Origin of the sequence: Haemophilus influenzae (assembly GCF_001457655.1) — a bacterium.
Lineage (GTDB): Bacteria > Pseudomonadota > Gammaproteobacteria > Enterobacterales > Pasteurellaceae > Haemophilus > Haemophilus influenzae.
Genome location: NZ_LN831035.1, coordinates 821450 through 848096, shown reverse-complemented (window position 1 = coordinate 848096; position 26647 = coordinate 821450). Strand labels below are relative to the sequence as shown.

23 protein-coding genes, 1 tRNA gene, 1 rRNA gene and 1 pseudogene are annotated in these 26647 nt (G+C 38.4%); 10 read left to right on the top strand and 16 right to left on the bottom strand.

Going from position 1 to position 26647, the window contains the following annotated elements:
• Window positions 1-12: 12 nt before the first annotated feature.
• The 3 genes from AT683_RS04305 to birA form a co-directional block, all read right to left on the bottom strand.
• Window positions 13-88 (bottom strand) — tRNA-Glu (locus tag AT683_RS04305).
• Window positions 89-219: 131 nt separating this feature from the next.
• Window positions 220-1759 (bottom strand): 16S ribosomal RNA (locus tag AT683_RS04300).
• 357 nt (window positions 1760-2116) lie between these two features.
• A complete protein-coding gene (gene birA, locus AT683_RS04295) occupies window positions 2117-3022 on the bottom strand; it encodes a bifunctional biotin--[acetyl-CoA-carboxylase] ligase/biotin operon repressor BirA (RefSeq protein WP_038440850.1) in 906 nt (301 codons plus the stop codon).
• A 129-nt stretch (window positions 3023-3151) separates the two neighbouring features.
• Between birA and guaB the strand changes: the two genes are divergently transcribed.
• Both guaB and guaA read left to right on the top strand, forming a co-directional pair.
• Window positions 3152-4618, top strand: coding sequence for an IMP dehydrogenase (gene guaB, locus AT683_RS04290; RefSeq protein ID WP_005656135.1), 1467 nt, complete (start codon window positions 3152-3154; stop codon window positions 4616-4618).
• A 109-nt stretch (window positions 4619-4727) separates the two neighbouring features.
• Window positions 4728-6299: a glutamine-hydrolyzing GMP synthase gene (guaA, locus tag AT683_RS04285; protein ID WP_005648785.1), complete on the top strand. Its 1572-nt coding sequence runs from the start codon at window positions 4728-4730 to the stop codon at window positions 6297-6299.
• 61 nt (window positions 6300-6360) lie between these two features.
• Here guaA and rarD read toward each other — a convergent pair whose 3' ends face one another.
• Window positions 6361-7251: an EamA family transporter RarD gene (rarD, locus tag AT683_RS04280; protein ID WP_038440848.1), complete on the bottom strand. Its 891-nt coding sequence runs from the start codon at window positions 7249-7251 to the stop codon at window positions 6361-6363.
• Between the two features lie 119 nt (window positions 7252-7370).
• Here rarD and AT683_RS04275 point away from each other — a divergent pair, with 119 nt between their 5' ends.
• Complete coding sequence (locus AT683_RS04275; protein ID WP_005648788.1) at window positions 7371-7832, top strand: Lrp/AsnC family transcriptional regulator; 462 nt, start codon at window positions 7371-7373, stop codon at window positions 7830-7832.
• A gap of 38 nt (window positions 7833-7870) precedes the next feature.
• Here AT683_RS04275 and nhaA read toward each other — a convergent pair whose 3' ends face one another.
• Window positions 7871-9073 carry a Na+/H+ antiporter NhaA gene (nhaA, locus tag AT683_RS04270; RefSeq protein ID WP_005660593.1) on the bottom strand — a complete coding sequence of 401 codons (1203 nt, stop codon included), beginning with the start codon at window positions 9071-9073 and terminating at the stop codon, window positions 7871-7873.
• A 187-nt stretch (window positions 9074-9260) separates the two neighbouring features.
• Here nhaA and brnQ point away from each other — a divergent pair, with 187 nt between their 5' ends.
• Complete coding sequence (gene brnQ, locus AT683_RS04265; RefSeq protein WP_005648793.1) at window positions 9261-10571, top strand: branched-chain amino acid transport system II carrier protein; 1311 nt, start codon at window positions 9261-9263, stop codon at window positions 10569-10571.
• Between the two features lie 107 nt (window positions 10572-10678).
• On the opposite strand, the gene nanQ is transcribed toward brnQ, so the two are convergent.
• Both nanQ and AT683_RS04255 read right to left on the bottom strand, forming a co-directional pair.
• Window positions 10679-11146 (bottom strand): N-acetylneuraminate anomerase, encoded by a 468-nt coding sequence (gene nanQ, locus AT683_RS04260; protein ID WP_005660595.1) that lies wholly within the window; start codon window positions 11144-11146, stop codon window positions 10679-10681.
• Window positions 11147-11172: 26 nt separating this feature from the next.
• On the bottom strand, window positions 11173-11619 hold the full coding sequence (locus tag AT683_RS04255) for a glycosyltransferase family protein (RefSeq protein WP_005660599.1): 447 nt from the start codon (window positions 11617-11619) through the stop codon (window positions 11173-11175).
• Between the two features lie 272 nt (window positions 11620-11891).
• Between AT683_RS04255 and pnp the strand changes: the two genes are divergently transcribed.
• From pnp to AT683_RS09675, 5 genes are all read left to right on the top strand, one after another.
• A complete protein-coding gene (pnp, locus tag AT683_RS04250; protein WP_005660601.1) occupies window positions 11892-14021 on the top strand; it encodes a polyribonucleotide nucleotidyltransferase in 2130 nt (709 codons plus the stop codon).
• A gap of 81 nt (window positions 14022-14102) precedes the next feature.
• On the top strand, window positions 14103-15047 hold the full coding sequence (gene nlpI / locus AT683_RS04245; protein WP_005694062.1) for a lipoprotein NlpI: 945 nt from the start codon (window positions 14103-14105) through the stop codon (window positions 15045-15047).
• Window positions 15048-15166: 119 nt separating this feature from the next.
• Window positions 15167-17008 carry a DEAD/DEAH box helicase gene (locus tag AT683_RS04240; RefSeq protein ID WP_005689404.1) on the top strand — a complete coding sequence of 614 codons (1842 nt, stop codon included), beginning with the start codon at window positions 15167-15169 and terminating at the stop codon, window positions 17006-17008.
• Between the two features lie 117 nt (window positions 17009-17125).
• Entirely contained in the window at window positions 17126-18574 is a 1449-nt protein-coding gene (gene mltF / locus AT683_RS04235) for a membrane-bound lytic murein transglycosylase MltF (protein WP_038440844.1), read from the top strand.
• Between the two features lie 4 nt (window positions 18575-18578).
• Window positions 18579-18731 (top strand): hypothetical protein, encoded by a 153-nt coding sequence (locus AT683_RS09675; RefSeq protein WP_005648810.1) that lies wholly within the window; start codon window positions 18579-18581, stop codon window positions 18729-18731.
• Window positions 18732-18864: 133 nt separating this feature from the next.
• Here AT683_RS09675 and AT683_RS04230 read toward each other — a convergent pair whose 3' ends face one another.
• The 3 genes and pseudogenes from AT683_RS04230 to arsC all read right to left on the bottom strand — a co-directional run bounded on the left by AT683_RS04230 (window position 18865) and on the right by arsC (window position 19845).
• A complete protein-coding gene (locus tag AT683_RS04230; protein WP_005648811.1) occupies window positions 18865-19161 on the bottom strand; it encodes a DUF5377 family protein in 297 nt (98 codons plus the stop codon).
• A gap of 19 nt (window positions 19162-19180) precedes the next feature.
• A pseudogene (locus AT683_RS04225) lies at window positions 19181-19427 on the bottom strand (alternative ribosome-rescue factor A).
• Window positions 19428-19494: 67 nt separating this feature from the next.
• Window positions 19495-19845 (bottom strand): arsenate reductase (glutaredoxin), encoded by a 351-nt coding sequence (gene arsC / locus AT683_RS04220; protein ID WP_005648814.1) that lies wholly within the window; start codon window positions 19843-19845, stop codon window positions 19495-19497.
• A gap of 78 nt (window positions 19846-19923) precedes the next feature.
• Here arsC and AT683_RS04215 point away from each other — a divergent pair, with 78 nt between their 5' ends.
• Window positions 19924-20973, top strand: a complete 1050-nt coding sequence (locus AT683_RS04215) for an AI-2E family transporter (RefSeq protein WP_005656162.1) — start codon at window positions 19924-19926, stop codon at window positions 20971-20973.
• A 113-nt stretch (window positions 20974-21086) separates the two neighbouring features.
• Here AT683_RS04215 and secF read toward each other — a convergent pair whose 3' ends face one another.
• The 6 genes from secF to tgt all read right to left on the bottom strand — a co-directional run bounded on the left by secF (window position 21087) and on the right by tgt (window position 26342).
• Window positions 21087-22061 carry a protein translocase subunit SecF gene (gene secF / locus AT683_RS04210; RefSeq protein ID WP_005656163.1) on the bottom strand — a complete coding sequence of 325 codons (975 nt, stop codon included), beginning with the start codon at window positions 22059-22061 and terminating at the stop codon, window positions 21087-21089.
• 10 nt (window positions 22062-22071) lie between these two features.
• Window positions 22072-23922: a protein translocase subunit SecD gene (gene secD, locus AT683_RS04205; protein WP_005653411.1), complete on the bottom strand. Its 1851-nt coding sequence runs from the start codon at window positions 23920-23922 to the stop codon at window positions 22072-22074.
• 69 nt (window positions 23923-23991) lie between these two features.
• Window positions 23992-24285 carry a preprotein translocase subunit YajC gene (gene yajC, locus AT683_RS04200; RefSeq protein ID WP_005645638.1) on the bottom strand — a complete coding sequence of 98 codons (294 nt, stop codon included), beginning with the start codon at window positions 24283-24285 and terminating at the stop codon, window positions 23992-23994.
• A 107-nt stretch (window positions 24286-24392) separates the two neighbouring features.
• Window positions 24393-24614 (bottom strand): sulfurtransferase TusA family protein, encoded by a 222-nt coding sequence (locus AT683_RS04195; RefSeq protein ID WP_005653410.1) that lies wholly within the window; start codon window positions 24612-24614, stop codon window positions 24393-24395.
• Window positions 24611-25129 (bottom strand): hemerythrin domain-containing protein, encoded by a 519-nt coding sequence (locus AT683_RS04190; RefSeq protein ID WP_005656166.1) that lies wholly within the window; start codon window positions 25127-25129, stop codon window positions 24611-24613. The genes AT683_RS04195 and AT683_RS04190 overlap by 4 nt, the downstream gene beginning before the upstream one ends.
• A gap of 64 nt (window positions 25130-25193) precedes the next feature.
• Window positions 25194-26342: a tRNA guanosine(34) transglycosylase Tgt gene (gene tgt, locus AT683_RS04185; RefSeq protein WP_005645731.1), complete on the bottom strand. Its 1149-nt coding sequence runs from the start codon at window positions 26340-26342 to the stop codon at window positions 25194-25196.
• Window positions 26343-26647: the final 305 nt, after the last annotated feature.

Below are 26647 nucleotides of genomic sequence, written 5' to 3'. Positions count from 1 at the left end.
GTTATCTTTAATTGGCGTCCCCACGGGGATTCGAACCCCGGTTACCGCCGTGAAAGGGCGATGTCCTAGGCCTCTAGACGATGGGGACATCAATTAAAGATACTCTATTTTCTTTTTATCTTTTAACGTTTATTTTTCAACGTTGCTTTCGCTTCGTTTTTAATCTTGTCTACAACTATCAGCCAATCTGTGTGAGCACTCGCTGTCTCTCGTCTTCAGTAAGGAGGTGATCCAACCGCAGGTTCCCCTACGGTTACCTTGTTACGACTTCACCCCAGTCATGAATCATACCGTGGTAAACGCCCTCCAAAAGGTTAAGCTATCTACTTCTGGTACAACCCACTCCCATGGTGTGACGGGCGGTGTGTACAAGGCCCGGGAACGTATTCACCGCGACATTCTGATTCGCGATTACTAGCGATTCCGACTTCATGGAGTCGAGTTGCAGACTCCAATCCGGACTTAGACGTACTTTATGAGATTCGCTCCACCTCGCAGCTTCGCTTCCCTCTGTATACGCCATTGTAGCACGTGTGTAGCCCTACTCGTAAGGGCCATGATGACTTGACGTCATCCCCACCTTCCTCCAGTTTATCACTGGCAGTCTCCTTTGAGTTCCCGACCAAGTCGCTGGCAACAAAGGATAAGGGTTGCGCTCGTTGCGGGACTTAACCCAACATTTCACAACACGAGCTGACGACAGCCATGCAGCACCTGTCTCTAAGTTCCCGAAGGCACAAGCTCATCTCTGAGCTCTTCTTAGGATGTCAAGAGTAGGTAAGGTTCTTCGCGTTGCATCGAATTAAACCACATGCTCCACCGCTTGTGCGGGCCCCCGTCAATTCATTTGAGTTTTAACCTTGCGGCCGTACTCCCCAGGCGGTCGATTTATCACGTTAGCTACGGGTGCCAGAGTTAAACCCCAACCCCCAAATCGACAGCGTTTACAGCGTGGACTACCAGGGTATCTAATCCTGTTTGCTCCCCACGCTTTCGCACATGAGCGTCAGTACATTCCCAAGGGGCTGCCTTCGCCTTCGGTATTCCTCCACATCTCTACGCATTTCACCGCTACACGTGGAATTCTACCCCTCCCTAAAGTACTCTAGTTACCCAGTCTGAAATGCAATTCCCAGGTTAAGCCCGGGGCTTTCACACCTCACTTAAATAACCGCCTGCGTGCCCTTTACGCCCAGTTATTCCGATTAACGCTCGCACCCTCCGTATTACCGCGGCTGCTGGCACGGAGTTAGCCGGTGCTTCTTCTGTATTTAACGTCAATTTGATGTGCTATTAACACATCAACCTTCCTCAATACCGAAAGAACTTTACAACCCGAAGGCCTTCTTCATTCACGCGGCATGGCTGCGTCAGGGTTCCCCCCATTGCGCAATATTCCCCACTGCTGCCTCCCGTAGGAGTCTGGACCGTGTCTCAGTTCCAGTGTGGCTGGTCATCCTCTCAGACCAGCTAGAGATCGCAGGCTTGGTAGGCATTTACCCCACCAACTACCTAATCCCACTTGGGCTCATCCTATGGCATGCGGCCTCTCAGTCCCGCACTTTCATCTTCCGATAATACGCGGTATTAGCGACAGTTTCCCGTCGTTATCCCCCTCCATAAGCCAGATTCCCAAGCATTACTCACCCGTCCGCCACTCGTCAGCAAGAAAGCAAGCTTTCTCCTGCTACCGTTCGACTTGCATGTGTTAAGCCTGCCGCCAGCGTTCAATCTGAGCCATGATCAAACTCTTCAATTCAAGTTCAATCGCTCAATAAACTACTTAGCTATAAATAAAACACTACTTAAAAAAGTAATGATGAATTTTCAGTTAAGCACCTATTAAGACTTCAAAATTAAAAAATATTTTTAAAACAAGTCAATCAACAAGTGCCCACACAGATTGTCTGATATATTGTTAAAGAGCAAAAAATAACGACGCACTTGGAAACTTAAAAAACTTCACAACAGTGCGTCGTTGTGTGCGGTGCATTATAGGGATTTTCAAAGCCCTTGCAAGTACTTTTTGCAAAAATATTTAAAAAAATGTTCTTTTGATGGAAATATAAACATTTTATTAAAAAGTGCGGTTAGAATGGTCAAACTTTTATTGCTATTATTTCTTACGTAATGAAACTTCTCCACTATTAAACATCTGAATTTTATTGCCACATAATACTTTTAAATAACCGCGTTCATCTATGCCTTGTTCAATACCTGAAATAACGCCTTGCTCAGTAAGCACATTTACTTCACTATTTGAAAACGCATTATATGATTGCCATGCTTGTTCAAATTCCTCATCAATACCATTTTGCTCAAAGATATTTAAACGTGTATATAAATGTTGTATAAGTTTGGGTAATAAAGTTTGTCGCTCTACATCAGGATCAATTTCACACACTTCCGCATAAGGCTGACTAATTTCTGTTTGTTTTGACAACGACACATTAATACCTATGCCAATCACTAAATTGAGCATGCCATTTTTATGATTAGCAATTTCAACTAAAATGCCACCTAACTTTCTTTCATCAAACAAAATATCATTTGGCCATTTCACTTGTACATTTAGCACTTCCGCAATCGCCAAACCGATGACTAAACTTAACCCCTCAATTGATTTTTTAGGATCAAACGTCCAATAAAAACTAAACATGATTTGCCCAGCAAAAGGCGATAACCATTGGCGACCACGCCGACCGCGCCCTGCAGTTTGATATTCAGCCACACAAAGATCGCCTTTTTTTAATGAAAGAATATTTTGTAGTATCCATTCATTTGTAGAGGAAATTATCGGCTGATAATGGATGCCATAAGGAAAAAGTGCGGTTGAAATTTGCTGAGGATTTAATAAAGGAAGCATTGGCACTAAGCGATAATCTTGTCCATCAACGAGAATATCCAAACCAATTTCACGTAATTGTTGAATATCTTCCTCTAGATTTTTAGAAAATTTTTCCAATTCAGACCGCACTTTTGTCTGACAATCCGCTAAATATGTCAATAACGTAAAATTCATCATTCATCCCTTATGGCAAATAGTATGAAAATCATAGCATAAATCCTAAAATTTCGTTTTCAAAATAAAGTGAAATCTGTATAATCTCGTTGCAATATTTTTTAACTTCAACTTAGCGAGAATATTGCAATGTCATTACGCATTAAACAAGAAGCCCTTACTTTTGACGATGTTCTACTTGTCCCAGCTCACTCAACTGTGCTTCCAAATACAGCCAATCTTTCAACCAAACTCACTAAAGAAATTCGTTTAAATATCCCAATGCTTTCAGCAGCAATGGATACCGTAACTGAAACCAAACTTGCGATCTCTTTAGCACAAGAAGGCGGTATTGGCTTTATTCATAAAAATATGACGATCGAACGCCAAGCAGATCGTGTTCGTAAAGTAAAAAAATTCGAAAGTGGTATCGTTTCTGAACCAGTAACTGTTTTACCAAATTTAACGCTTGCCGAACTTGCTGAAATGGTGAAGAAAAACGGATTTGCGGGCTACCCTGTTGTAGATGAGGAAAATAACTTAATCGGTATCATTACTGGCCGTGATACACGTTTCGTAAAAGATTTAAGCAAAACAGTTTCACAAGTAATGACGAAAAAAGAAGACTTGGTGACCGTAAAAGAAGGGGCGAGTCGCGAAGAAATTTTGGAATTAATGCATCAACACCGTGTTGAAAAAGTATTAGTGGTTAATGATAGTTTCAAACTTAAAGGTATGATTACCGTTAAAGACTTCCAAAAAGCAGAACAAAAACCAAATGCGTGTAAAGATGAATTTGGTCGTTTACGTGTCGGTGCGGCTGTAGGTGCAGGCCCAGGTAACGAAGAACGTATTGATGCATTAGTAAAAGCTGGGGTGGATGTGTTGTTAATCGACTCTTCTCACGGTCACTCAGAAGGCGTATTACAACGTGTTCGTGAAACTCGTGCAAAGTATCCAAATTTGCCTATCGTTGCAGGTAACGTAGCAACGGCTGAAGGCGCAATTGCATTAGCAGACGCAGGCGCAAGTGCGGTAAAAGTAGGTATTGGTCCTGGTTCAATTTGTACAACTCGTATTGTAACTGGCGTAGGTGTTCCACAAATCACGGCTATCGCAGATGCAGCAGCAGCATTAAAAGATCGTGGCATTCCAGTTATTGCTGACGGTGGTATCCGTTTCTCTGGTGATATTGCAAAAGCCATCGCTGCAGGCGCAAGCTGTGTAATGGTTGGTTCTATGTTTGCGGGTACTGAAGAAGCACCAGGTGAAATCGAACTTTATCAAGGTCGTGCATTTAAATCTTACCGTGGTATGGGCTCATTAGGTGCGATGGCTAAAGGCTCTTCAGACCGTTATTTCCAATCGGATAACGCGGCAGATAAACTCGTACCGGAAGGTATTGAAGGTCGTATTCCATATAAAGGTTACTTAAAAGAAATCATCCACCAACAAATGGGTGGCTTACGTTCTTGCATGGGCTTAACTGGCTGCGCAACTATTGATGAACTACGCACCAAAGCGGAATTTGTTCGCATTAGCGGTGCAGGCATTAAAGAAAGCCACGTTCATGATGTTGCTATTACTAAAGAAGCACCGAACTATCGTATGGGCTAATCTTTAAGGTGGGCTTTAGCCTGCCTTTTGCTGTTTAAAGTGCGGTTGGTTTTTGCAAAGTTTTAAATAATATGAACCGCTTACACTATCAATAATAAGAGCATTATAAATGACAAATATCCACAATCACAAAATCCTAATCCTCGACTTCGGTTCACAATATACTCAACTGATTGCGCGTCGTGTGCGTGAAATCGGTGTGTACTGTGAACTTTGGGCTTGGGATGTAACCGAACAACAAATCCGTGAATTTGCTCCAACGGGTATCATTCTTTCTGGCAGCCCTGAAAGCACAACTGAAGAAAACAGCCCTCGTGCACCTGAATATGTGTTTAATGCTAGTGTACCAGTATTAGGCATTTGCTATGGAATGCAAACTATGGCGATGCAACTTGGCGGTTTAACCGAAACTTCTGACCACCGAGAGTTCGGCTATGCTTCAGTTTCTCTTGAAAATTCCACCGCACTTTTTGCAAATTTAAACGATAATTCGACCGCTTCTGAGCCGAAGTTAGACGTTTGGATGAGCCACGGCGATAAAGTAACGCGCTTACCAGAAAACTTCAAAGTAACTGGCACAACGCCAACCTGCCCAATTGCTGCAATGTCGGATGAAAATCGTCGTTTCTACGGCGTACAATTCCACCCTGAAGTAACGCATACTAAAAAAGGCTTGGAATTATTAACCAACTTCGTAGTAAACATCTGTGGTTGCGAAACCAAATGGACAGCAGAAAACATTATCGAAGATGCCGTTGCTCGCATTAAAGAGCAAGTAGGCGATGATGAAGTGATTTTAGGTTTATCTGGTGGTGTGGACTCTTCTGTGGTTGCATTACTTTTACACCGTGCTATCGGCAAAAACTTACACTGCGTATTTGTGGATAACGGTTTACTCCGCTTACACGAAGGCGATCAAGTCATGGAAATGTTTGGCGATAAATTCGGTTTAAATATTACCCGTGTTGATGCTGAAAGCCGTTTCTTAGGCGAACTTGCAGGCGTATCTGATCCTGAAGCAAAACGTAAAATTATCGGTAAAGTATTTGTTGATGTATTTGATGATGAATCGAAAAAACTCACTAATGTGAAATGGTTAGCACAAGGTACGATTTACCCTGATGTCATCGAATCTGCAGCCAGCAAAACAGGCAAAGCCCACGTCATTAAATCACACCATAACGTAGGTGGCTTACCAGACTATATGAAACTTGGCTTGGTTGAACCATTACGTGAATTGTTTAAAGATGAAGTACGTAAAATCGGTTTGGCATTAGGCTTGCCAGCTGAAATGATCAACCGCCATCCATTCCCTGGCCCTGGTTTAGGCGTGCGAGTATTAGGCGAAGTGAAAAAAGAATACTGTGATTTATTACGCCGTGCGGATGCGATCTTTATCGAAGAATTACGCAACAGCGGTTGGTATGAAAAAACCAGCCAAGCATTCAGTGTGTTCCTGCCTGTGAAATCTGTTGGAGTGATGGGCGATGGTCGTAAATACGATTGGGTTATTTCCCTACGCGCAGTAGAAACAATCGATTTTATGACCGCACATTGGGCACATTTGCCTTATGATTTATTAGGCAAAGTGTCTAACCGCATCATTAACGAAGTGAACGGCATTTCCCGCGTCGTGTACGACATCAGCGGAAAACCACCAGCGACAATCGAGTGGGAATAGAAAATCTCTATTTCAGATAATTTCTAATTATTTCAGTAACTTTAATAAGTGCGGTTAATTTTTACCGCACTTTATTTTTGTTTAAAAGCCCTTCTATGCCAATCACAATGAGACTTAACCAAATAGGCACATAAGTAAAATAGTCGCTTGTGGTTATTTGATTATCCAGCACAAAGACAGCTATTAAAAAAAGCAGTATGGGTTCAATATAACTCAACACCGCAAAAATACTAACTGGAATTTGTTGGCTGGATTTTAAGTTGGCTGAAAGCGAAATCGCACTCACAATACCAAGTGCTGGTAGCAATAACCAATAACGATATTCTTGCGTAACCAAAGAAAGCGTATCGCTTTGAGAAAGAATATAAATAAAACAAGGAATCGAAATTAAAATAATATCCAATGTAATTCCTTGTAGAGCAGGGATTTTCATCAATTTACGGCTTAGATAATAAAATGGATAAACCGTACAAACCCACAAACTTGTCCATGAAAAACTTTGAGTGTGCCATAATTCATGTGCAACACCGCAGGCAGCCAGTAAAAGCGCGATTTTCTGAATAAATGATAAACGTTCTTTTAACCAAGCCCATCCTAAAACAGCCATAATCAGCGGAAAAAGAAAATATCCCATCGCAATATTTATCCCTTCACCATTTAGCGGAGCCCACATAAAGAGCCAGAATTGACTTCCCGCATCTAATGTCCCCAGTAAAAATAAAACCCAACGCGTCCAACTTTTTCCTAACGTTGTCGTGATAAGAGACAAAAGAGAGCGGCAACCAATAGTCGGGAATAAAATTAAAAGTAACCCAAAGATCATGGTCAGCATACGCCACGCAAAAACATCCGTTCCGCTAAGTGGTTGGAGCCATATACTAAATAAATACAATATGCCAAATAAACATTGTGAAAAAATGCACAATAATACACCTTGAGTAACTACTTTCATTTTGAACCTCATCTCATCAATGTGATTATTATAAAATCCCAAGACAATAAAAAATCTCAACTTTATTTTTTATTGTGATAATATTTTTCTCGATAGTTACATTTTTGAGAAATTATCTTATGCAAACACTGGATAAATTAGATCGTCATATTTTGAATGTATTACAACAAGATGCCATGATTCCGTTAAAAGAACTGTCAGAGAAAGTGAATAGTTCCGTTGCAACCTGTCAACGACGTGTGCAATCATTAACTGATTCAGGCGTTATTACAAAACGAGTTGCAGTTGTTTCCCCAAAAGCCGTTGGGCGTACGATTAGCGTATTTGTCATGGTCGAAATGGATAATCAACATTCTTATTATCAAGAGCAATTTGAACGGAAAATGCGTCAAGAAGACGAAGTGGTAAGCTGTTACGAAATCTCAGGGGACTATGATTTTATGTTGCTACTCCATGCAAAAGATATGGAAAGCTATCACGCATTCACACGCCGAGTATTGACGGGTGAATTTCATGTAAGAACTTATAAAAGTTTATTTGTAATGAATTTTACCAAAGCAGATAGTGGAATTATCTTATAGAACAAGTGCGGTAAATTTTTACCGCACTTTGTGTATGATTAACTTAGTTTTGTCGTCTGTTTTAAGAATAAATAACCAAGTATTGCCGAAACAGTTGATCCAAGTAGAATACCTAAACGAGAAAGAGTATTGACACTTTCCCCCGCATTAGCATCAAACGCAAGGCTTGCTAAGAACATTGACATCGTAAAACCGATTCCACATAAAACCGCAACAGCAAAAATTTGTTTAAAATTAATTCCATCTGGTAATTTAGCTAATCCCAATTTAACAGAAAGATAACTAAATCCAAATATACCGACTGGTTTACCAATAATTAAACCGCTTGCTATAGCCAATAATAATGGCGACGAAATCATATTCACATCTATGCCAGCAAAACTCACACCAGCATTGGCAAATGCGAAAAGTGGTAAAATAACGAAAGATGACCAAGAGGATAAAATATGCTCGAAATCATCTAATGGGCGTTCTCCTTTTTTACCTTTCAATGGAATGCTAAAACCAATAATAACGCCTGCTAAAGTAGCATGCACACCAGACTTTAATACGGAAGCCCATAAAATTGCACCTACGACCATATAAGCGCAAAGTGCGGAAACTTTGAAACGATTTAGTAATATCAGCACAATAATTGCCACGGCAGAAAAAATTAGTGCTTGTACACTCAATCCGTGCGAGAAAAATAATGCAATAACAACTATCGCACCGAGGTCATCAATAATAGCAAGGGCAAGTAAAAATATTTTCAGTGGAAGTGGCACTTGTTTACTCAATAACGCCATAATTCCCAGTGCAAAAGCAATGTCTGTTGCCATTGGAATTGCCCAGCCATTAGCTAAACTTGGATCTTGTTTAGCGATAAACCAATAAACTACAGCCGGTATAACCATTCCGCCAATAGCTGCAATAGCAGGGAAAATAGCTTGCTGATAGGTAGAAAGCGCGCCTTCAAATAATTCTTTTTTGACTTCCATTCCCACTAATACAAAAAACACCGCCATAAAACCATCGTTAATCCAGTGAATTAAGGTTTTATTAATTGAGAAACTACCAATTTGTAAACTTACAGGCAAATTTAAAAAATCATTATATTGGTTGCTTAACGGCGAATTAGCCAGCAACATCGCAACAACAGCTGAAAAAAGCAATAATATACCGCCAGCAGATTCTAATTTAAAAAAACGTTGGATCAGTTTTATCACATAAACCCCTTTAAAAATACATAGCAAAAAATTCACAAAGGAAGCATCCTAGCATATTTTCGAAGTTAAAGGAAAAAGTGCGGTAGATTTTGTCGGGATTTTTAGCGAATTGTCGATAAAATGCCATATATTGTGACAAAATTCACATTTTTAATTTTACGCAATAGAGATTTTATCTACTTTGTAGTAGAATGCGGACCTTTTATTTTTAGAATCAAAAACTATGTTTTCACGCAAAGATATTATTATTTTAGGAATGATGATCTTCGCCTTATTTTTAGGTGCGGGTAATATCATTTTTCCGCCTATGGAAGGATTTTCCTCAGGACAACATTGGACGAGTGCTTCCTTAGGCTTTGTTTTAACTGGCGTTTTAATGCCATTTATTACGCTTGTTGTGGTAGCGATTTTAGGTCGTGGCGAAGAACTTACTAAAGATTTACCAAAATGGGCTGGCACAGGTTTCCTCGTTATACTTTATTTAACCATTGGCTCTACCTTTGCAATGCCCCGCATCACTAATGTTGCTTATGAAATGGCGTGGTTGCCTTTAGGCTTAACAGAAAATAATGCGAATGTTCGTTTTGTATTCTCACTAATTTTTAACTTAATCGCGATGGGCTTTATGATTAGCCCAAATACGATCATTTCAAGCGTGGGTAAATTTATGACACCAGCTTTATTAGTGTTACTTATTGCTGTGGCAATTACCGTATTTATTTCGCCTTTATCTGAAATTCAAGCACCAAGTAATGCTTATGAAAATAGCCATTCTTTATTAATCGGCTTAACCAGTGGTTATCAAACCATGGATGTACTTGCAGCCATCGCTTTCGGTGGAATTGTCGCCCGAGCATTATCAGCGAAAAATGTGACAAAAACCAAAGATATTGTGAAATACACCATTTCAGCCGGATTTGTTTCTGTCATTTTACTCGCCAGTTTATATTTTTCGCTTTTCTATCTAGGTGCAACTAGTGCTGCAGTTGCAGAAGGGGCAACGAATGGTGGACAAATTTTCTCTCGTTATGTAAATGTCTTATTCGGTTCAGCTGGGACTTGGATTATGGCGGGTATTATTGTATTAGCGAGCTTAACAACACTTGTTGGTGTAACTAGCGCATCTGCTGATTATTTTTCAAAATTCTCTGTGCGTTTTTCTTATCCATTCTGGGCCGCACTTTTTACCGCAATGACAATCACTGTTTCACAATATGGTTTAACGGATCTACTTCGCATAACGATCCCAGCTTTGTTATTAATTTACCCAGTAGCTATTGTGCTTGTTTTATTGCAATTCTTACGAAAAAAACTTCCATCAATAAAATTTACATACAATAGTACATTGCTCGTTACGGTTTGTTTTAGTTTATGTGACAGCTTAAATAACGTTAAAATGTTACCAGAAAGCATCAATTCATTATTGAAACACTTCCCTCTTTCATCTGAAGGAATGGCTTGGTTGGTTCCGACTTTAGTAATGTTAGTTGCAAGCATTTTTATTGGAAAAGCATTGCATAAAACCCATTCTTAATCTCACAAAGTGTTTTATTTATCAGCCCTGTGCCGTAAAACTCCGTCCTTCAGGGCGGAGATATAAGGCACAGGGCTGATAAATTTCTAACCGCACTTTTTCAAAAATTAAATTAATTTAACAGGTACTTTTACGACTAATTTTTTAATTTTTTCTGTTTTTCCATTCACTACACAGCAAGGCTTGTGCGGTTCATAAGGATAGAATACAGCGAACATTTTTGGTTTCATTGTGACGGTGAATTTATCATCAATATCTGCACAAAGTTGATAATCATCCGCTTCGTTGTAATCTTCATACTTAGATAAATTCGGATAGGTTGCGCCCACTTCGATATTTTCCGTGCCACGAATAAGCACTTGTACATCTAAGTATTCATGATGTAATTCTGCTTTTTTACTGCTTGGTTCTGCAGTTTCTGGTTCCATTACGTTCATATAAATTTGATCGTTAATATCATGGCGACCATTCTCTAACGCATTCAAATCTAACGTATTTAAATAATCACATACTTCAGCAATCACTTTTGGCAAACCAACTTTAAAATTTGGGTTGGTTAAACTGCTAATAATCATAGAATTTTCCTTATAGTGGATAAAAGTTACACTATGATACCAAGTCGGTTAAATGAAATAAAGCCACCGATTACATCATCTCTCTTGATTAATCCAATTAGCTCTTGTAGTACCGAGTGAAAGAGAGCAAATATTTGCCAACTTATTGACGCATAAAGTCTAAACAATGAAATTACGGCATTAACACAAGCATTTTCAGAAAAAATATTATCAAGAGGCTTATGAGGACCTGTAAAATGAAAAATAACAAGAGAAATATCAAGAGTATTAATTGAAATCATATGAACTAATTGTAATGTTGAATAGCGTTTAGCAAAATAAAGTTGAAGATCATTTTGCCACGATTCAGAAATATCTCCTGTATGTAAAATAAAAACAGAGAGATTTTCATTGTGCATTAATAAAGATTTCAGTGTGATTTCTACATAAGGAAGATAATTAGCATCACTAGCCATCATTACATTATATTTCATATAAAAGAACCTAATTTCAGAGAGAACAATCAATTTTTAGGAGGAAAATACTGTCGAAACAATGATAAGAAGTTGGTAATGTGAAATAAAGTTAGCCATTAAAGCCAAACATCCTGTATAATGCACGGGCTTTATTTTCTACATTAGCGTGCGGCTATCAAAAGAAATTTTTAAACGCCCAAAGTGCGGTCATTTTTTCGAAAGATTTCTTTTGCTAGTCGCAATCTGGGAAATAAGGCATTGTTTTTAATATAAATTTTAAGGAAAACATTGTGAATCCAATTGTTAAACAATTTAAATACGGTCAGCATACCGTTACTCTAGAAACTGGCGCGATTGCACGTCAAGCAACGGCTGCGGTTATGGCAAGCATGGACGATACCACGGTATTCGTGACTGTTGTTGCTAAAAAAGATGTGAAAGAAGGTCAAGACTTCTTCCCATTAACCGTAAACTACCAAGAGCGTACTTATGCAGCGGGTAAAATCCCAGGTGGTTTCTTCAAGCGTGAAGGTCGTCCATCTGAAGGCGAAACTTTAATTGCACGTTTAATTGACCGTCCAATTCGTCCATTATTCCCAGAAGGTTTCTTCAATGAAATCCAAGTTGTGGCAACTGTGGTTTCTGTAAACCCACAAATCAGCCCTGACTTAGTGGCAATGATCGGTGCTTCTGCAGCATTAACCTTATCTGGCGTGCCTTTCAATGGTCCTATCGGTGCAGCGCGTGTTGGTTTTATCGACAACCAATTCGTATTAAACCCAACTATGGCTGAACAAAAACAAAGCCGTTTGGACTTAGTGGTTGCAGGTACTGACAAAGCCGTATTAATGGTTGAATCTGAAGCTGATATTTTAACTGAAGAACAAATGTTAGCGGCAGTCGTATTCGGTCATCAACAACAACAAGTTGTGATTGAAGCAGTCAAAGAATTTGCAAAAGAAGCGGGCAAACCACGTTGGGATTGGGTTGCTCCACAACCAAACACAGATTTAATCAACAAAGTAAAAGCGATTGCTGAAGCACGTTTAGGCGATGCATACCGCATTACTGAAAAACAAGCTCGTTACGAACAGATCGATGCGATTAAAGCGGATGTAATTGCGCAAATCACAGCTGAAGATGAAGAAATCAGCGAAAGTAAAATCGTGGATATTTTTACCGCACTTGAAAGCCAAATCGTGCGTGGTCGTATCATTGCAGGCGAACCACGTATTGATGGTCGTACCGTTGATACTGTTCGTGCATTAGATATTTGCACTGGTGTATTACCACGTACTCACGGTTCTGCGATTTTTACTCGTGGCGAAACGCAAGCATTAGCTGTTGCAACCTTAGGTACCGAACGTGATGCACAAATCATTGATGAATTAACGGGTGAACGTCAAGATCACTTCTTATTCCATTATAATTTCCCTCCATATTCTGTAGGCGAAACAGGTATGATCGGCTCGCCAAAACGTCGTGAGATCGGTCACGGTCGTTTAGCAAAACGTGGTGTAGCGGCTGTTATGCCAAGCCTTGCAGAATTCCCGTATGTTGTGCGTGTAGTATCTGAAATCACTGAATCTAACGGTTCTTCTTCTATGGCATCTGTATGTGGTGCGTCTTTAGCATTAATGGATGCAGGCGTTCCAATCAAAGCTGCTGTTGCAGGTATCGCAATGGGTTTAGTGAAAGAAGAAGAGAAATTCGTGGTGCTTTCAGATATCTTAGGTGATGAAGACCATTTAGGCGATATGGACTTTAAAGTAGCTGGTACACGCGAAGGTGTAACCGCCCTTCAAATGGATATCAAAATTGAAGGTATCACCCCTGAAATTATGCAAATTGCATTAAACCAAGCGAAAAGTGCACGTATGCACATTCTTGGTGTCATGGAACAAGCAATCCCAGCTCCACGTGCGGATATTTCAGATTACGCACCGCGCATCTATACAATGAAAATCGATCCTAAGAAAATCAAAGATGTGATTGGTAAAGGTGGTGCAACAATCCGTTCACTAACTGAAGAAACTGGTACATCAATTGATATTGATGACGATGGTACAGTGAAAATTGCTGCAGTAGATAGCAATGCAGCGAAAAACGTAATGGGACGTATTGAGGAAATCGTTGCAGAAGTTGAAGCTGGCGCAATTTACAAAGGTAAAGTCACTCGTCTTGCTGATTTTGGTGCATTCGTCGCAATCGTTGGAAATAAAGAAGGTTTGGTTCATATTTCTCAAATTGCTGAAGAGCGTGTAGAAAAAGTTAGCGATTACCTTCAAGTGGGTCAAGAAGTAAACGTAAAAGTTGTTGAAATCGATCGTCAAGGTCGTATTCGTTTAACAATGAAAGACTTGGCTCCAAAACAAGAAACTGAAATTAACCAAGAAGATCCTGTCGAAGAACAGGAATAATCTTGGAATATAGAATCAAAACTTGGTAGCATTCGCTGCCAAGTTTTGTTGTTTTCCAACTTTTAGGCATAAAGAAAGCAAATGCGGTGTTTTCGCTTATCTCGCCATTTTATAGTCTATTTATTTAGCTTATGTGCGATCTTACTCCTTGCTGGCTGTGTTCAGTCTAGGGGCGGTTTTGTGTCTAAAAATCATGTCGTGTTGGCTGAACAAAACCCGAATACTCACTTTGAACAAGAAGTGATGATCGTGCGATTAAGCCAAGTACTACTGGTTGGAAAAATGAGTAATGAAGAACGTGCATCGCTACATTTTGAACGTGGCGTACTCTATGATTCTCTTGGATTATGGGGACTTGCTCGTTATGATCTTACTCAAGCCCTTGCATTACAGCCGAAAATGGCATCTGTGTACAATTACTTAGGGCTTTATTTATTGCTTGAAGAAGATTATGACGGCGCATTGGATGCTTTCAATACGGTGTTTGAATTAGATTCAGGTTATGACTATACCCACCTTAATCGTGGTTTAAATTTTTATTATGTAGGGCGCTACCATCTTGCTCAGCAAGATTTCTTACAGTTCTACCAAGCCGATAAAAAAGATCCCTATCGTGTCTTATGGCTATATTTGAACGAACAAAAATTAAAACCACAAGAAGCCCAAACAAACCTTGTTGAACGAGCAAAAGGGCTATCAGAGGACTTCTGGGGTACACACATCGTTCAATATTACTTAGGACACATCTCTGTAGAAGAATTACAACAACGTGCAAGTGAATTTGCCGAAAATTCACAACAATATGCTGAAATTCTCACAGAAACCTATTTTTATCTAGCAAAACAAAAACTCAATGTAGGGCTAGTAGATGAAGCAGCAGCTTTATTTAAACTAGCCATGGCAAATCAGGTTTATAACTTTGTTGAGTATCGTTTTGCCGCGTTTGAACTCATGAAATTAAAACCGGTTCAAACAGAAGACGAAAAAGAAGAGAAAAGTGCGGTAACAAAAGCGATTGTTTTCTAAAAATCAATCCAAAACTTACCGCTCTTTGCAGTAGAACGAATAGAAAAATTCATTCGCTCTGCTCAACTTAATAAACCGAAAGCCCGTTGAGCTTTCCTTATTTATATTCGAGTATTTTAATGACTGACAAAATTACTTTTAATGACTTAGGCTTACCTGAGTTCATCTTAAAAGCTGTTTCTGACTTAGGTTTTGAAACACCTTCTCCAATTCAACAATCTTGTATCCCACATTTGCTCAATGGCAATGATGTGCTAGGTATGGCACAAACGGGTAGTGGTAAAACCGCTGCCTTTGCACTGCCTTTACTCGCGCAAATCGATCCAAGTGAAAAACATCCACAAATGTTAGTGATGGCACCTACACGCGAACTTGCTATTCAAGTTGCCGATGCGTGCGAACTATTTGTTAAATATGCACAGGGCACTCGCATTGTTACCTTATATGGTGGCCAACGTTATGACATCCAACTTCGTGCATTAAAACAAGGCGCACAAGTGGTTGTGGGTACACCAGGCCGTATTCTTGACCATATTCGTCGCAGAACATTAAATCTTTCTGAACTTCGTTTTATCGTATTAGATGAAGCCGATGAAATGCTACGCATGGGTTTCATTGATGATGTAGAAACCGTCATGGCAGAATTACCAGAAAATCATCAAACTGCGTTATTCTCTGCAACAATGCCTGAACCGATCCGTCGTATTACGAAACGTTTTATGAATGATCCACAAGAAGTGAAGATCAAAGTGAATAACGAAAATGCCCCAGATATCGACCAAAGTTGTTGGTATGTACACGGCGTGCGTAAAAACGAAGCTCTTCTTCGTTTCTTAGAAGTGGAAGATTTTGATGCAGCGATTATTTTTGCTCGCACTAAAACTGGTACTTTAGACATTACAGAACTACTTGAAAAAAATGGTTTCCGTTCTGCCGCACTTAATGGCGATATGACACAACAATTACGCGAACAAACCCTCGATCGCTTACGTAACGGCAGTTTAGATATTGTTGTGGCAACCGATGTGGCTGCACGCGGTATTGATATTGAACGTATCAGCCTTGTGGTGAACTACGACATTCCGCTTGATGCAGAATCTTATGTACACCGAATTGGGCGTACTGGTCGTGCTGGTCGTTCTGGTCGTGCTTTATTATTTGTTGAACCTCGCGAGCGTCGTTTACTTCGTAATATTGAACACCTAATGAAAAAAGGTATCAATGAAGTAGAATTGCCAAATCATCTTGTGTTACAAGAATGCCGCCGCAAAAAATTTGTCGCCAAAATTACGAAACAACTCGAGCATCACGATTTAGAACAATATCGTAGTTTATTAGAAGACTTATTCACAGCCGATCAGGATCAAGAAGATATTGCTGCAGCAATGTTGATGCTGCTTCAAGGCAAACAAAAATTAATTCTTCCACCTGATCCGCCAATGGAAAAACGTCGTCGTGAACGTAATGATCGCGGTGATCGCCGTGAAAATCCACGTTCAGCTGAACGTCGTGGCGAACGTAAAGGCTATGGAAATCCACAACCAATGGATTTATATCGTATCGAAGTCGGTCGTGCAGATGGTGTAGAAGTTCGCCATATCGTTGGTGCGATTGCTAACGAAGGCGATATTAACAGCCGTTATATTGGTCATATTAAACTTTATGATGACTACACTACCGTTGAATTGCCACAAGGTATGCCGAAAGAATTATTGCAACAATTCGCTAAAACACGCGTATTGAATAAACAAATGCAAATGTCTTTCTTAGGTGCAGTAAAATCCGATAATTCCCGTGGCAGCGATGATTTTAACGGTAAACGTAAAGGTCGTGGTGGCGATTTCCGTGGAGAGCGCGGACGTGAACGAGGCAATGATAATCGTGGCAATCGTAAATTTAATGAAAAAAGTAACCGCACTTTTAGCGACAAACCACGCCGTGATCGTAGATCATCATTCTAAAAATAAATCGTCTGATATTTTACATACACTTAGCCCCTTGAACCTCAAGGGGCTTTTTATTGCCTATAGTGAAAGTTTTGGCTACAATCCCATAACTTTTTTATATAGGAAAAATCATTGAAAGGTCTTTTTTTACGTATTATTACTGCTCTAGCGTTATTATTTTGGGCTATTGATATGGTGTTCCCATGGCAATTTTTACGTCATACTGAAGAAAATCATTATACTGCAATTCAAGCTAGGGGATCACTTTATGTAGGAACAATAAATAACCAGATTTCTTATTTTATTAATAAAGATAGCGAACGAGGCTTTGAATATGAATTAGCCAAAGCATTTGCTGATACTTTAGGCGTAGAACTCGAAATGAAAATTTTCGATAATCAAGAGCAGTTATTTGATGAACTTGATAAACACAATATTGATTTAGCTGCCGCCCACCTTTTATACCATCCTAAAAATGCAGAACGTTTCCAAATAGGTCCTGCATATCATTCTGCTTCATGGCAATTAGCTTATCGAAAAAATGAAAATCGTCCTAAAAATTTAGGTAACGTAAAGAAAGATATTTATATCTCAAATAATTTAGCATTAGAAGAAACGCTAAAAGAATTACAAAAACAATATCCACAATTAACTTGGAAAAGAAATCAAGCACTTACTCAAGAAGAACTATTACTACAACTGGCTGAAGGCAAAATTCCTTACGTTATTGCAAATTCTATTGATATTGCTGCAATTCAACAAATCAAACCAGAATTAGCCATTGCCTTTGATATTACTGATGAAGCAAACGTTCACTGGTATTTACCCAATAGCCCCTACCGCGATCTACAAACGGCTTTACTCAATTTTATGAATAATGCCGAAGAAACGGGACTTTTAGATAATTTAAAAGAAAAATATTTAGGACATATTTCACAATTTGATTACGTGGATACGCGCTCTTATATGAACGCAATTGAAAATACCCTGCCACAATTCTCACCGCTCTTTGAAAAATACAAAGGTGAATTAGATTGGCGACTACTCGCAGCAGTGGCTTATCAAGAATCTCATTGGAATCCTGACGCAACATCGCCAACTGGAGTACGTGGCATAATGATGCTCACCAAAAATACCGCACAACATATGAAAATCAGTGATAGAACAGATCCTGAACAAAGTATTAAAGCTGGTTCAGAATATTTACACTGGTTGATTAGTCAGCTTCCTGAAAGCATTGAAAAGGAAGAAAGAATTTGGTTTGCCTTAGTTGCCTATAACATAGGACTCGGTCACTTAATTGATGCACGCCGTTTAACTCAAAATCTTGGAGGAAATCCAGATAATTGGCTCAATGTGAAAAAAAATCTGCCTTTATTAGCAGAAAAACGCTATTATTCCCAACTGAAATACGGCTATGCAAGAGGCTATGAAGCCTATCAATATGTAGAAAATATTCGCCGCTATATGAATAGCATCGTAAATTATCATCGAGTCCAAGAAAATCAAACAACGAATGATAATGCCAACAACGAAAGTGCGGTTAAAAATTTAGAAGAAATAAAAGAAAATAAGGATTAATAAAATGTTAAAACGTAAAACTTTTCTTAAAAAGAAAGCTAATTTACAACAAAGTTCTTTATCACGTAATCTACGTTTAAGACGTTTAAAACACCGCAAACAACAACAATTTTCGAGACATTCATTACAATTTGTCGTACAAGAAATTTGTTGCTAAGTAATCTATTTTTCTTATCAAAATAAAGAAAAAATAACCGCACTTTTTTATGTAATTTATATCATTAAAGTGCGATCTTTGTTTTACAATAATCGTAAAATATAGTGTGAAATTTTATAGATTAATCAATATTTTATTCTAATTTTATCCCTAAGTTTCCAATTTTCACACCGACTAGACCAATCGAGACGGGATCAAAATAATCCCCTAAAAATTTGAACAATTCATTTAACTCTGTAAAAGAACGCTGAATTTTTATTTGATCCTCCACTTTACGCACAAATTCATAGCGTATGTTATTTTCTTCAAAATAAGCTGTTAGAGTTAAATAAATCGTTTCAAAGAAATGGCTTTTGGCCCCCTCCTCTCCGGGATCACTAATACGCACATTCCACGTATTATTAAGTAGAATTTGAGGCTGTTTTGACATATTTTACTCCTTGCTATTTTTAACCTAAGAAAAACCCGATTATAAAGTTTCTGTAATCAAAAAAATTTATAATCGGGCTTTTCAAATATTTTCCCTGGGTGTTTCGCCTTACGTTGGTAACTGCCTTTCCCTTTACGTTTTTTCTCAACACGCTGACGAAATAATTTATCGCCTAGCAATGCCATCACTGCATTATCTTTTATCACGCCTCGAGTGTGCAAATAAACGGTTTCATTTTCAACCGCACTTTTTTGTTTCTTTCTCATAAATTTTCCTTAAAAAAGCCGCGGAAGGATTTCCACGGCTGGTGTATTATACATGCAAACGTTTAAATTACAAAATCTCAAGTACAGTTTCTGGCGGACGCCCGATTTTAGCTTTATCGCCATTAATAACAATTGGGCGTTCAATAAGTGCTGAATGTTCACTCATCGCTTTAAATAATTCTGCTTGAGAAAGATCTAAATTATCTAAATTTAAGCTTTTATATAGTTCATCTTTCGTGCGCATCATTTGGCGAACATCATCAATTCCTAATTTTTTGGCAATGCTTTGTAATTCATTAACGGAATACTGCTTTTGCAAATACAGTTCAATAATCGGCTGAATACCTTTATTTTCTAATAATGCTAGCGTTTCACGGCTTTTTGAGCAATGTGGGTTGTGATAAATAATAACAGACATAGGATTTCCTCTTAGTAGCTATAAACACTGTAAATTTTAACTTATAATGGCAAAAAAATACTTATAGGAAAAGAAATTATGCTAGAAATGTTAAAAAGCTGGTACTCTCGCCGTTTAAGTGATCCTCAAGCGATGGGACTATTAGCAATATTATTATTTGGCTTTATCTCCATTTATTTTTTTGGAGATTTAATTGCGCCTTTGTTGATTGCTCTAGTACTATCCTATTTACTTGAAATGCCAATCAATTTTTTAAATCAATATTTAAAATGCCCAAGAATGTTAGCGACAATTCTTATTTTCGGTAGTTTTATTGGTCTAGCAGCAGTTTTCTTTTTGGTATTGGTGCCAATGTTGTGGAATCAAACTATTTCCTTATTAAGTGATTTGCCCGCTATGTTTAATAAATCTAATGAATGGCTACTCAATTTACCCAAAAATTATCCTGAACTTATTGATTATTCAATGGTTGATTCTATTTTCAATTCTGTGCGAGAAAAAATCCTTGGTTTTGGCGAATCTGCTGTAAAACTTTCTTTAGCCTCTATTATGAACTTGGTTTCTTTAGGGATTTATGCCTTTTTAGTGCCATTAATGATGTTTTTTATGTTGAAAGATAAATCAGAACTTTTACAAGGGGTAAGTCGATTCTTACCAAAAAATAGAAATCTCGCATTTAAAGTATGGAAAGAAATGCAACAGCAAATTTCTAATTACATTCACGGAAAATTATTAGAAATACTGATTGTCACTTTAATCACTTATATTATTTTCTTAATTTTCGGGCTAAATTATCCACTCTTATTGGCTTTTGCGGTGGGTCTTTCAGTTCTCGTCCCCTATATTGGCGCAGTTATTGTCACGATTCCTGTTGCATTGGTTGCTTTATTCCAGTTTGGAATCAGCCCAACATTTTGGTACATCATTATTGCTTTTGCTGTAAGCCAACTTTTAGATGGAAATCTCCTTGTGCCTTATTTATTTTCTGAAGCCGTCAATTTACATCCACTAATTATTATCATTTCAGTATTAATTTTTGGCGGTTTATGGGGATTTTGGGGTGTATTCTTTGCCATTCCTTTAGCCACTTTAGTAAAGGCCGTAATAAATGCCTTACCTCAAGATTAAATAATCTTTGAATTTTAAGTACTTTATTTAATTAGAGATTTATATAAATAAAAAATAGTTAATCGTAAATTTTCGATTAACTATTTTTTTAATTTATTCTAAAAGTAAATCAACTAAGGTAATTCATCAATTTCTTTATCTACTTTAGGTGGGATCATATGTTCACGACGTAAACCAACATCGTATGCAATGGCGATGGCAACAAAAATCGAGGAATAAGTACCAAATCCAATACCTACGAGTAAAGCAAGTGAAAAGTTATGAATGGAAGGACCACCAAAGAAGAACAATGCCATCACGACAACTAATGTAGTAACCGAAGTAATGATAGTTCTTGATAAAGTTTGCGTTAAAGAAATATCAATAATATCAATCGTATCCAATCGTCTAATTTTTCGGAAATTTTCACGAACTCGGTCAAATACCACAATACTATCGTTGATGGAGTAACCCACCACAGATAAAATCGCTGCGACAAAAGTAAGATCAATTTCAATTTGTAATGCAGAGAATACCCCTAGCGTAATAATTACGTCGTGCGCAAGAGAAGCGATACTGCCAAAGCCTAAACGCCATTCAAAACGTGACCCCACATAAATAAGCACCATTGCTAATGTCGCTAAAGTCGCATATACCGCACCTTGTGCTAATTCTTCACCAACATTTGGGCCAACGAACTCAATACTGCGAATTTGAATGTCTTTATCTACATTCTGTAGCATACTTTTGACGTGTTCACCAATGGTAGAATCATTATTACTTGCAGGTAAACGAATCATCACATCCTGAACCGATCCTGTGGTTTGAACAACTGGACTTTCAATTCCATTTTCGTGAAGTTTACTACGAATTTGTTCAAGGTTAGCGGACTGCGAGAAGTGAGTATCAAATACCACTCCACCAGTAAAATCTAAGCCCCAGTTAAATCCTTTGGTAATAATAAAAAATAGAGAAATTACCATTAAAAGTGCGGATAATATATAACCCCATTTACGCACTTTCATAAATTCAGTCAATGGGAACGGGAGCTTTATCCCATTGATTTCACGGATAAAATGTCCGTCTTTATCTTTTGTAAAAAGTTTCATCATTTCCCGCCTAAATTAATAATTTTTTAAGTTGTTTGCCGCCGTAAAGGGCATTAACTAATGCGCGAGTTCCAGTAATCGCGGTAAACATAGAAATCGCAACACCAAGTGAAAGCGTAATCGCAAAACCTTGAATTGGGCCTGTTCCTACCGCGTATAGAATAATTGCGGTTAAGATTGTGGTTAAGTTAGCATCAAAAATAGAAGTAAATGCACCGTTATAACCTTCATTAATGGCTTGCTGAATTGAACGACCATTACGAATTTCTTCTTTAATACGTTCAAAAATCAATACATTCGCATCTACTGACATACCTAAAGTTAAAACGATACCCGCAATACCCGGCATTGAAAGTGTCGCGCCGGGTAAAATAGACATTAATCCCACAAGTAATACGATATTAATAACAAGTGCAAAACTTGCAATCACACCAAACATTTTGTAGTAAAACAACATAAAGGCAATAACAGCAACTAATCCCCAAAGACTCGCATTAATCCCTTGCTCTACGTTTTGTGCACCTAATGATGGGCCAATTGTGCGTTCTTCAACAATTTGAATTGGTGCAATTAATGCGCCAGATTTCAACAAGGTAGAAAGATTATGTGCTTCGGCAATACTATCAACACCAGTAATTTGGAAATTAGAACCAAAACGACCTTGAATTGTTGCAACATTAATAACTTCTTCATGCTTTTCTAAAATGGTTTTGCCATTTTCATCTTTTTTGCCATTATCTTTATATTCAACATAAAGCGTTGCCATTGGTTTTTTGTAATATTTTTTAGTGGTCTGAGACATAATCTCGCCACCTTCGCTATCCAAGGTTACACTCACTTGCGGCGTGCTTGAATGCTGATCTAAACCAGAGCTTGAATTAATGATATGCTCCCCACCTAATACGGCACGTTTAAATAATGCAACAGGATGCCCTTGGCGATCATATTTAACTTCCGAATCAGCTGGTAACATATTACGAGAAATAGCATCAGCTGTAACATTTTGATTTACGATACGAAACTCAAGTGTTGCCGTTGCCCCTAAAATTTCTTTTGCGCGTGCAGTGTCTTGAACACCTGGTAATTCAATCACAATACGTTCAGCACCTTGACGTTGAATTACCGCTTCTGCAACACCTAATTCAGCAACACGTTTACGTAAAATCGTTAAGTTTTGCTCAATGGCTAAGTCGCGTGCTTCATTTAATGCTGCAGTAGATAGCCCTAAATTAATACTATCAGCATCAGGCTCAGTAATGTCTAATGTTGGATGTAATTGGCGAATAATTCGCTCAGCTTTAGCACGCTGGCTCACATTAGCTAAGGTTATCAACGTACCAAAATGCTCTGTATTTTTAATGGCAGTATATTGAATTTTTTCTTTGCGAAGTTCGCCACGCAAACTGTCTTGTAATTGCTCTTGGCGTTTTACAAGTGCGGCATTCATATCGACTTCCATCAAAAAACGAACCCCACCGCGTAAGTCTAATCCCCATTTCATAGGATTCGCACCAAACATACTTAACCAAGCTGGAGTGGCTGGAGCAAGATTTAATGCGGTGGTGTAATTATTGCCAAGACGTTCAGCAATTTTATCTTTAGCAAGAAGTTGATCATCGGTATTAGTAAAACGAGCTAGAATTGAGCCATTCTCAAGCACGATAGATTTGGTTGGAAGATTATTGGTTTTAAGCACATCTTGAACTTGTCCAAGCACGCTAGTATTTGCTTCTTGACCGCGCGTACCGGAAATTTGCACCGCAGGATCTTCACCATAAATATTTGGAAGAGAATATAAAATCCCGATGGCCACAATAAAAATAACCATCAAATTCTTCCATAATGGATAACGGTTTAACATAGTTTTCCTTTTCTTTTCTAACGCACAGAGCCACAATGCGTGGCTCTGGAAAATAATTTAACGTTACTCTTAAAGTGATTTTAATGAACCTTTAGGAAGAACGCTCACAATGTAGTTACGATTAATCGTAATTTCTGTCGTGTCGTTTAACGCAATCACGATGCTATCACTACCTTCGGTTACTTTAGTAATTTTGCCTATTAAACCACCAGCAGTTAAAACTTCAGTACCTTTTGCAAGCTCAGACATCAATTTTTTGTGTTCTTTATTGCGTTTAGCTTGCGGGCGATAAATCATAAAGTAGAAAATTAAACCAAAGATCACGAAAATAAATAGCGTGGACATTGGACTTTGTGCTTCCATTGTGTTTTCCTTATTAATTTAAGTTAAAAATTTTGCGTAAAATACCATAAATTGCTTCATTGGGAAAGGCGAACTAAGCCCAATATCCTACGTTATGGCGATTAATTTTATTTTTTCAAGATAACGATAAATTCTTTTTCCGAAGCGTAATATTGCTCGACTAAAGCAACAGAATTTTCTTCGGCAAAAATAGAAAAATTTTCCACCGCACTTTCAAGGTTTAAGATCAACATTAGCTCATCATTTTTATTCAAATTTTTTAAGGCTTTTTTGGCACTTAAAAGAGGAATGGGGCATCGAAGTGCGGTTAAATTGAGCTGATATTTCATTCTTTAACTTGACGACGAGCACTCATGCGCTTGCCCATTTCAGTCAAAATATCCGCACTTAAGCATTCACGCCCCATTTCAAATAACGGCTCTTCTAACGCAATATGACGATCATAACCTTGAATAAAGCGTTCAATTAAATATTCATCAATATTTTGACGTTGTTCAGAAATAAGCTCTTCTAACTGCACAGATAATGCATTCCAATTTTCATGCAAATATTCGTGCTGTTTTTCTAATTCATCAATGGAAGTTTGTGCTTGCGGAGCCACTTTGACTAATTGAGGGAAAAAATCTGATTCTTCATCATCGTGATGTAACGGTGCGGCACGATTGAAATAAGTTAAAATTTGCTCAACATCATTTAACACAGCCTGAGTATAGCCGTGTTTTTCTAGATAATCAGGCAAAATGCTTAACTGACGACAAAAACGTTTTACTTTACTATGACAAGCATAAAGCATTTCAATAGGTTCATTCCATGTGGCGAATTGTTGAGGTTCAAGAATTTGCATAAGATTTCCTTTATTAAAAAGTGCGGTCAAAAAACGTTTTATTTTTCTACCGCACTTTCATCAATTATGATTTATCCGCTAATTGTAATGGCGGAACAGGTTTGCCCATGCGAGCATAGAATTCCACCACAAAATCATCAAAACGATCGTCTTCAATCGCTTGACGAATTTCCGCCATTAAACGTTGATAATAGCGTAAATTGTGAATGGTATTTAAGCGTGCACCTAAAATTTCACCGCATTTATCTAAATGATATAAATACGCTTTGGTGTAGTTTTTACAGGTGTAGCAATCACATTCAGGATCTAACGGGCTGGTATCATCACGATATTTTGCATTACGGATTTTGACAATGCCGTCTGTCACAAATAAATGGCCATTACGTGCGTTACGGGTTGGCATTACGCAGTCAAACATATCAATGCCACGACGCACGCCTTCCACTAAATCTTCTGGTTTACCCACGCCCATTAAATAACGTGGTTTGTCAGCTGGGATTTGTGGGCAGATGTATTCTAAAATGCGGTGCATATCTTCTTTTGGTTCGCCTACCGCTAAACCGCCCACCGCATAACCGTCAAAACCAATATTGACTAAGCCTTCTAATGAGACTTTACGTAATTCTTCAAATACACCGCCTTGGATAATACCAAATAGGGCATTTTTATTGCCTAATTCATCAAAGCGATCGCGGCTGCGTTTTGCCCAACGAAGTGACATTTCCATAGATTTTTTCGCATAATCGAAAGTCGCTGGATAAGGCGTACATTCATCGAAAATCATTACGATATCAGAACCCAAATCATATTGAATTTCCATGGATTTTTCAGGCGAAAGGAAGATTCGCTCACCGTTAATTGGGTTTTGGAATTTTACGCCTTCTTCGGTAATTTTACGTAATTTACCTAAACTGAATACTTGGAAACCGCCACTGTCAGTCAAAATCGGGCGATGCCATTGCATAAAATCGTGCAAATCACCGTGTTTACGCATCACTTCCTGTCCTGGACGAAGCCATAAATGGAAGGTGTTACCCAGTAAAATTTCTGCACCTGTCGCACGCACTTCTTCTGGTGTCATGCCTTTTACCGTGCCATAAGTACCCACTGGCATAAACGCAGGGGTTTCTACACTGAACGTGCCTTGTGGACGTTCAAACACCAAGCGACCGCGACGAGCATTGCCGCTTGTTTTATCTAATTCATACTTCATTTTTGCTCCAACGAATAAACAGTTCGAAGATTTTTTTGAACAAAAAAGCCTGTTAAAAAATACAGGCTTTGTGATATCATATTTTCAATGCTCTTTGAGCAGAGGCGGATCTACTAAGATAGTCCGCCAGTTGCCGCTGTCGGGCTATTTCGTAGATCCTGAGTTTGTTAATCATACTAAGGATAAAAATATGACTAAATTTATGATTAAGTTGGTCATCATTATTCTACTTTGCCTGTTATTGAAAAGTAGCACTGGCTATTAGTAGTTGATGCCGACAAGAGATGGTTACCGCCATCTCTTGT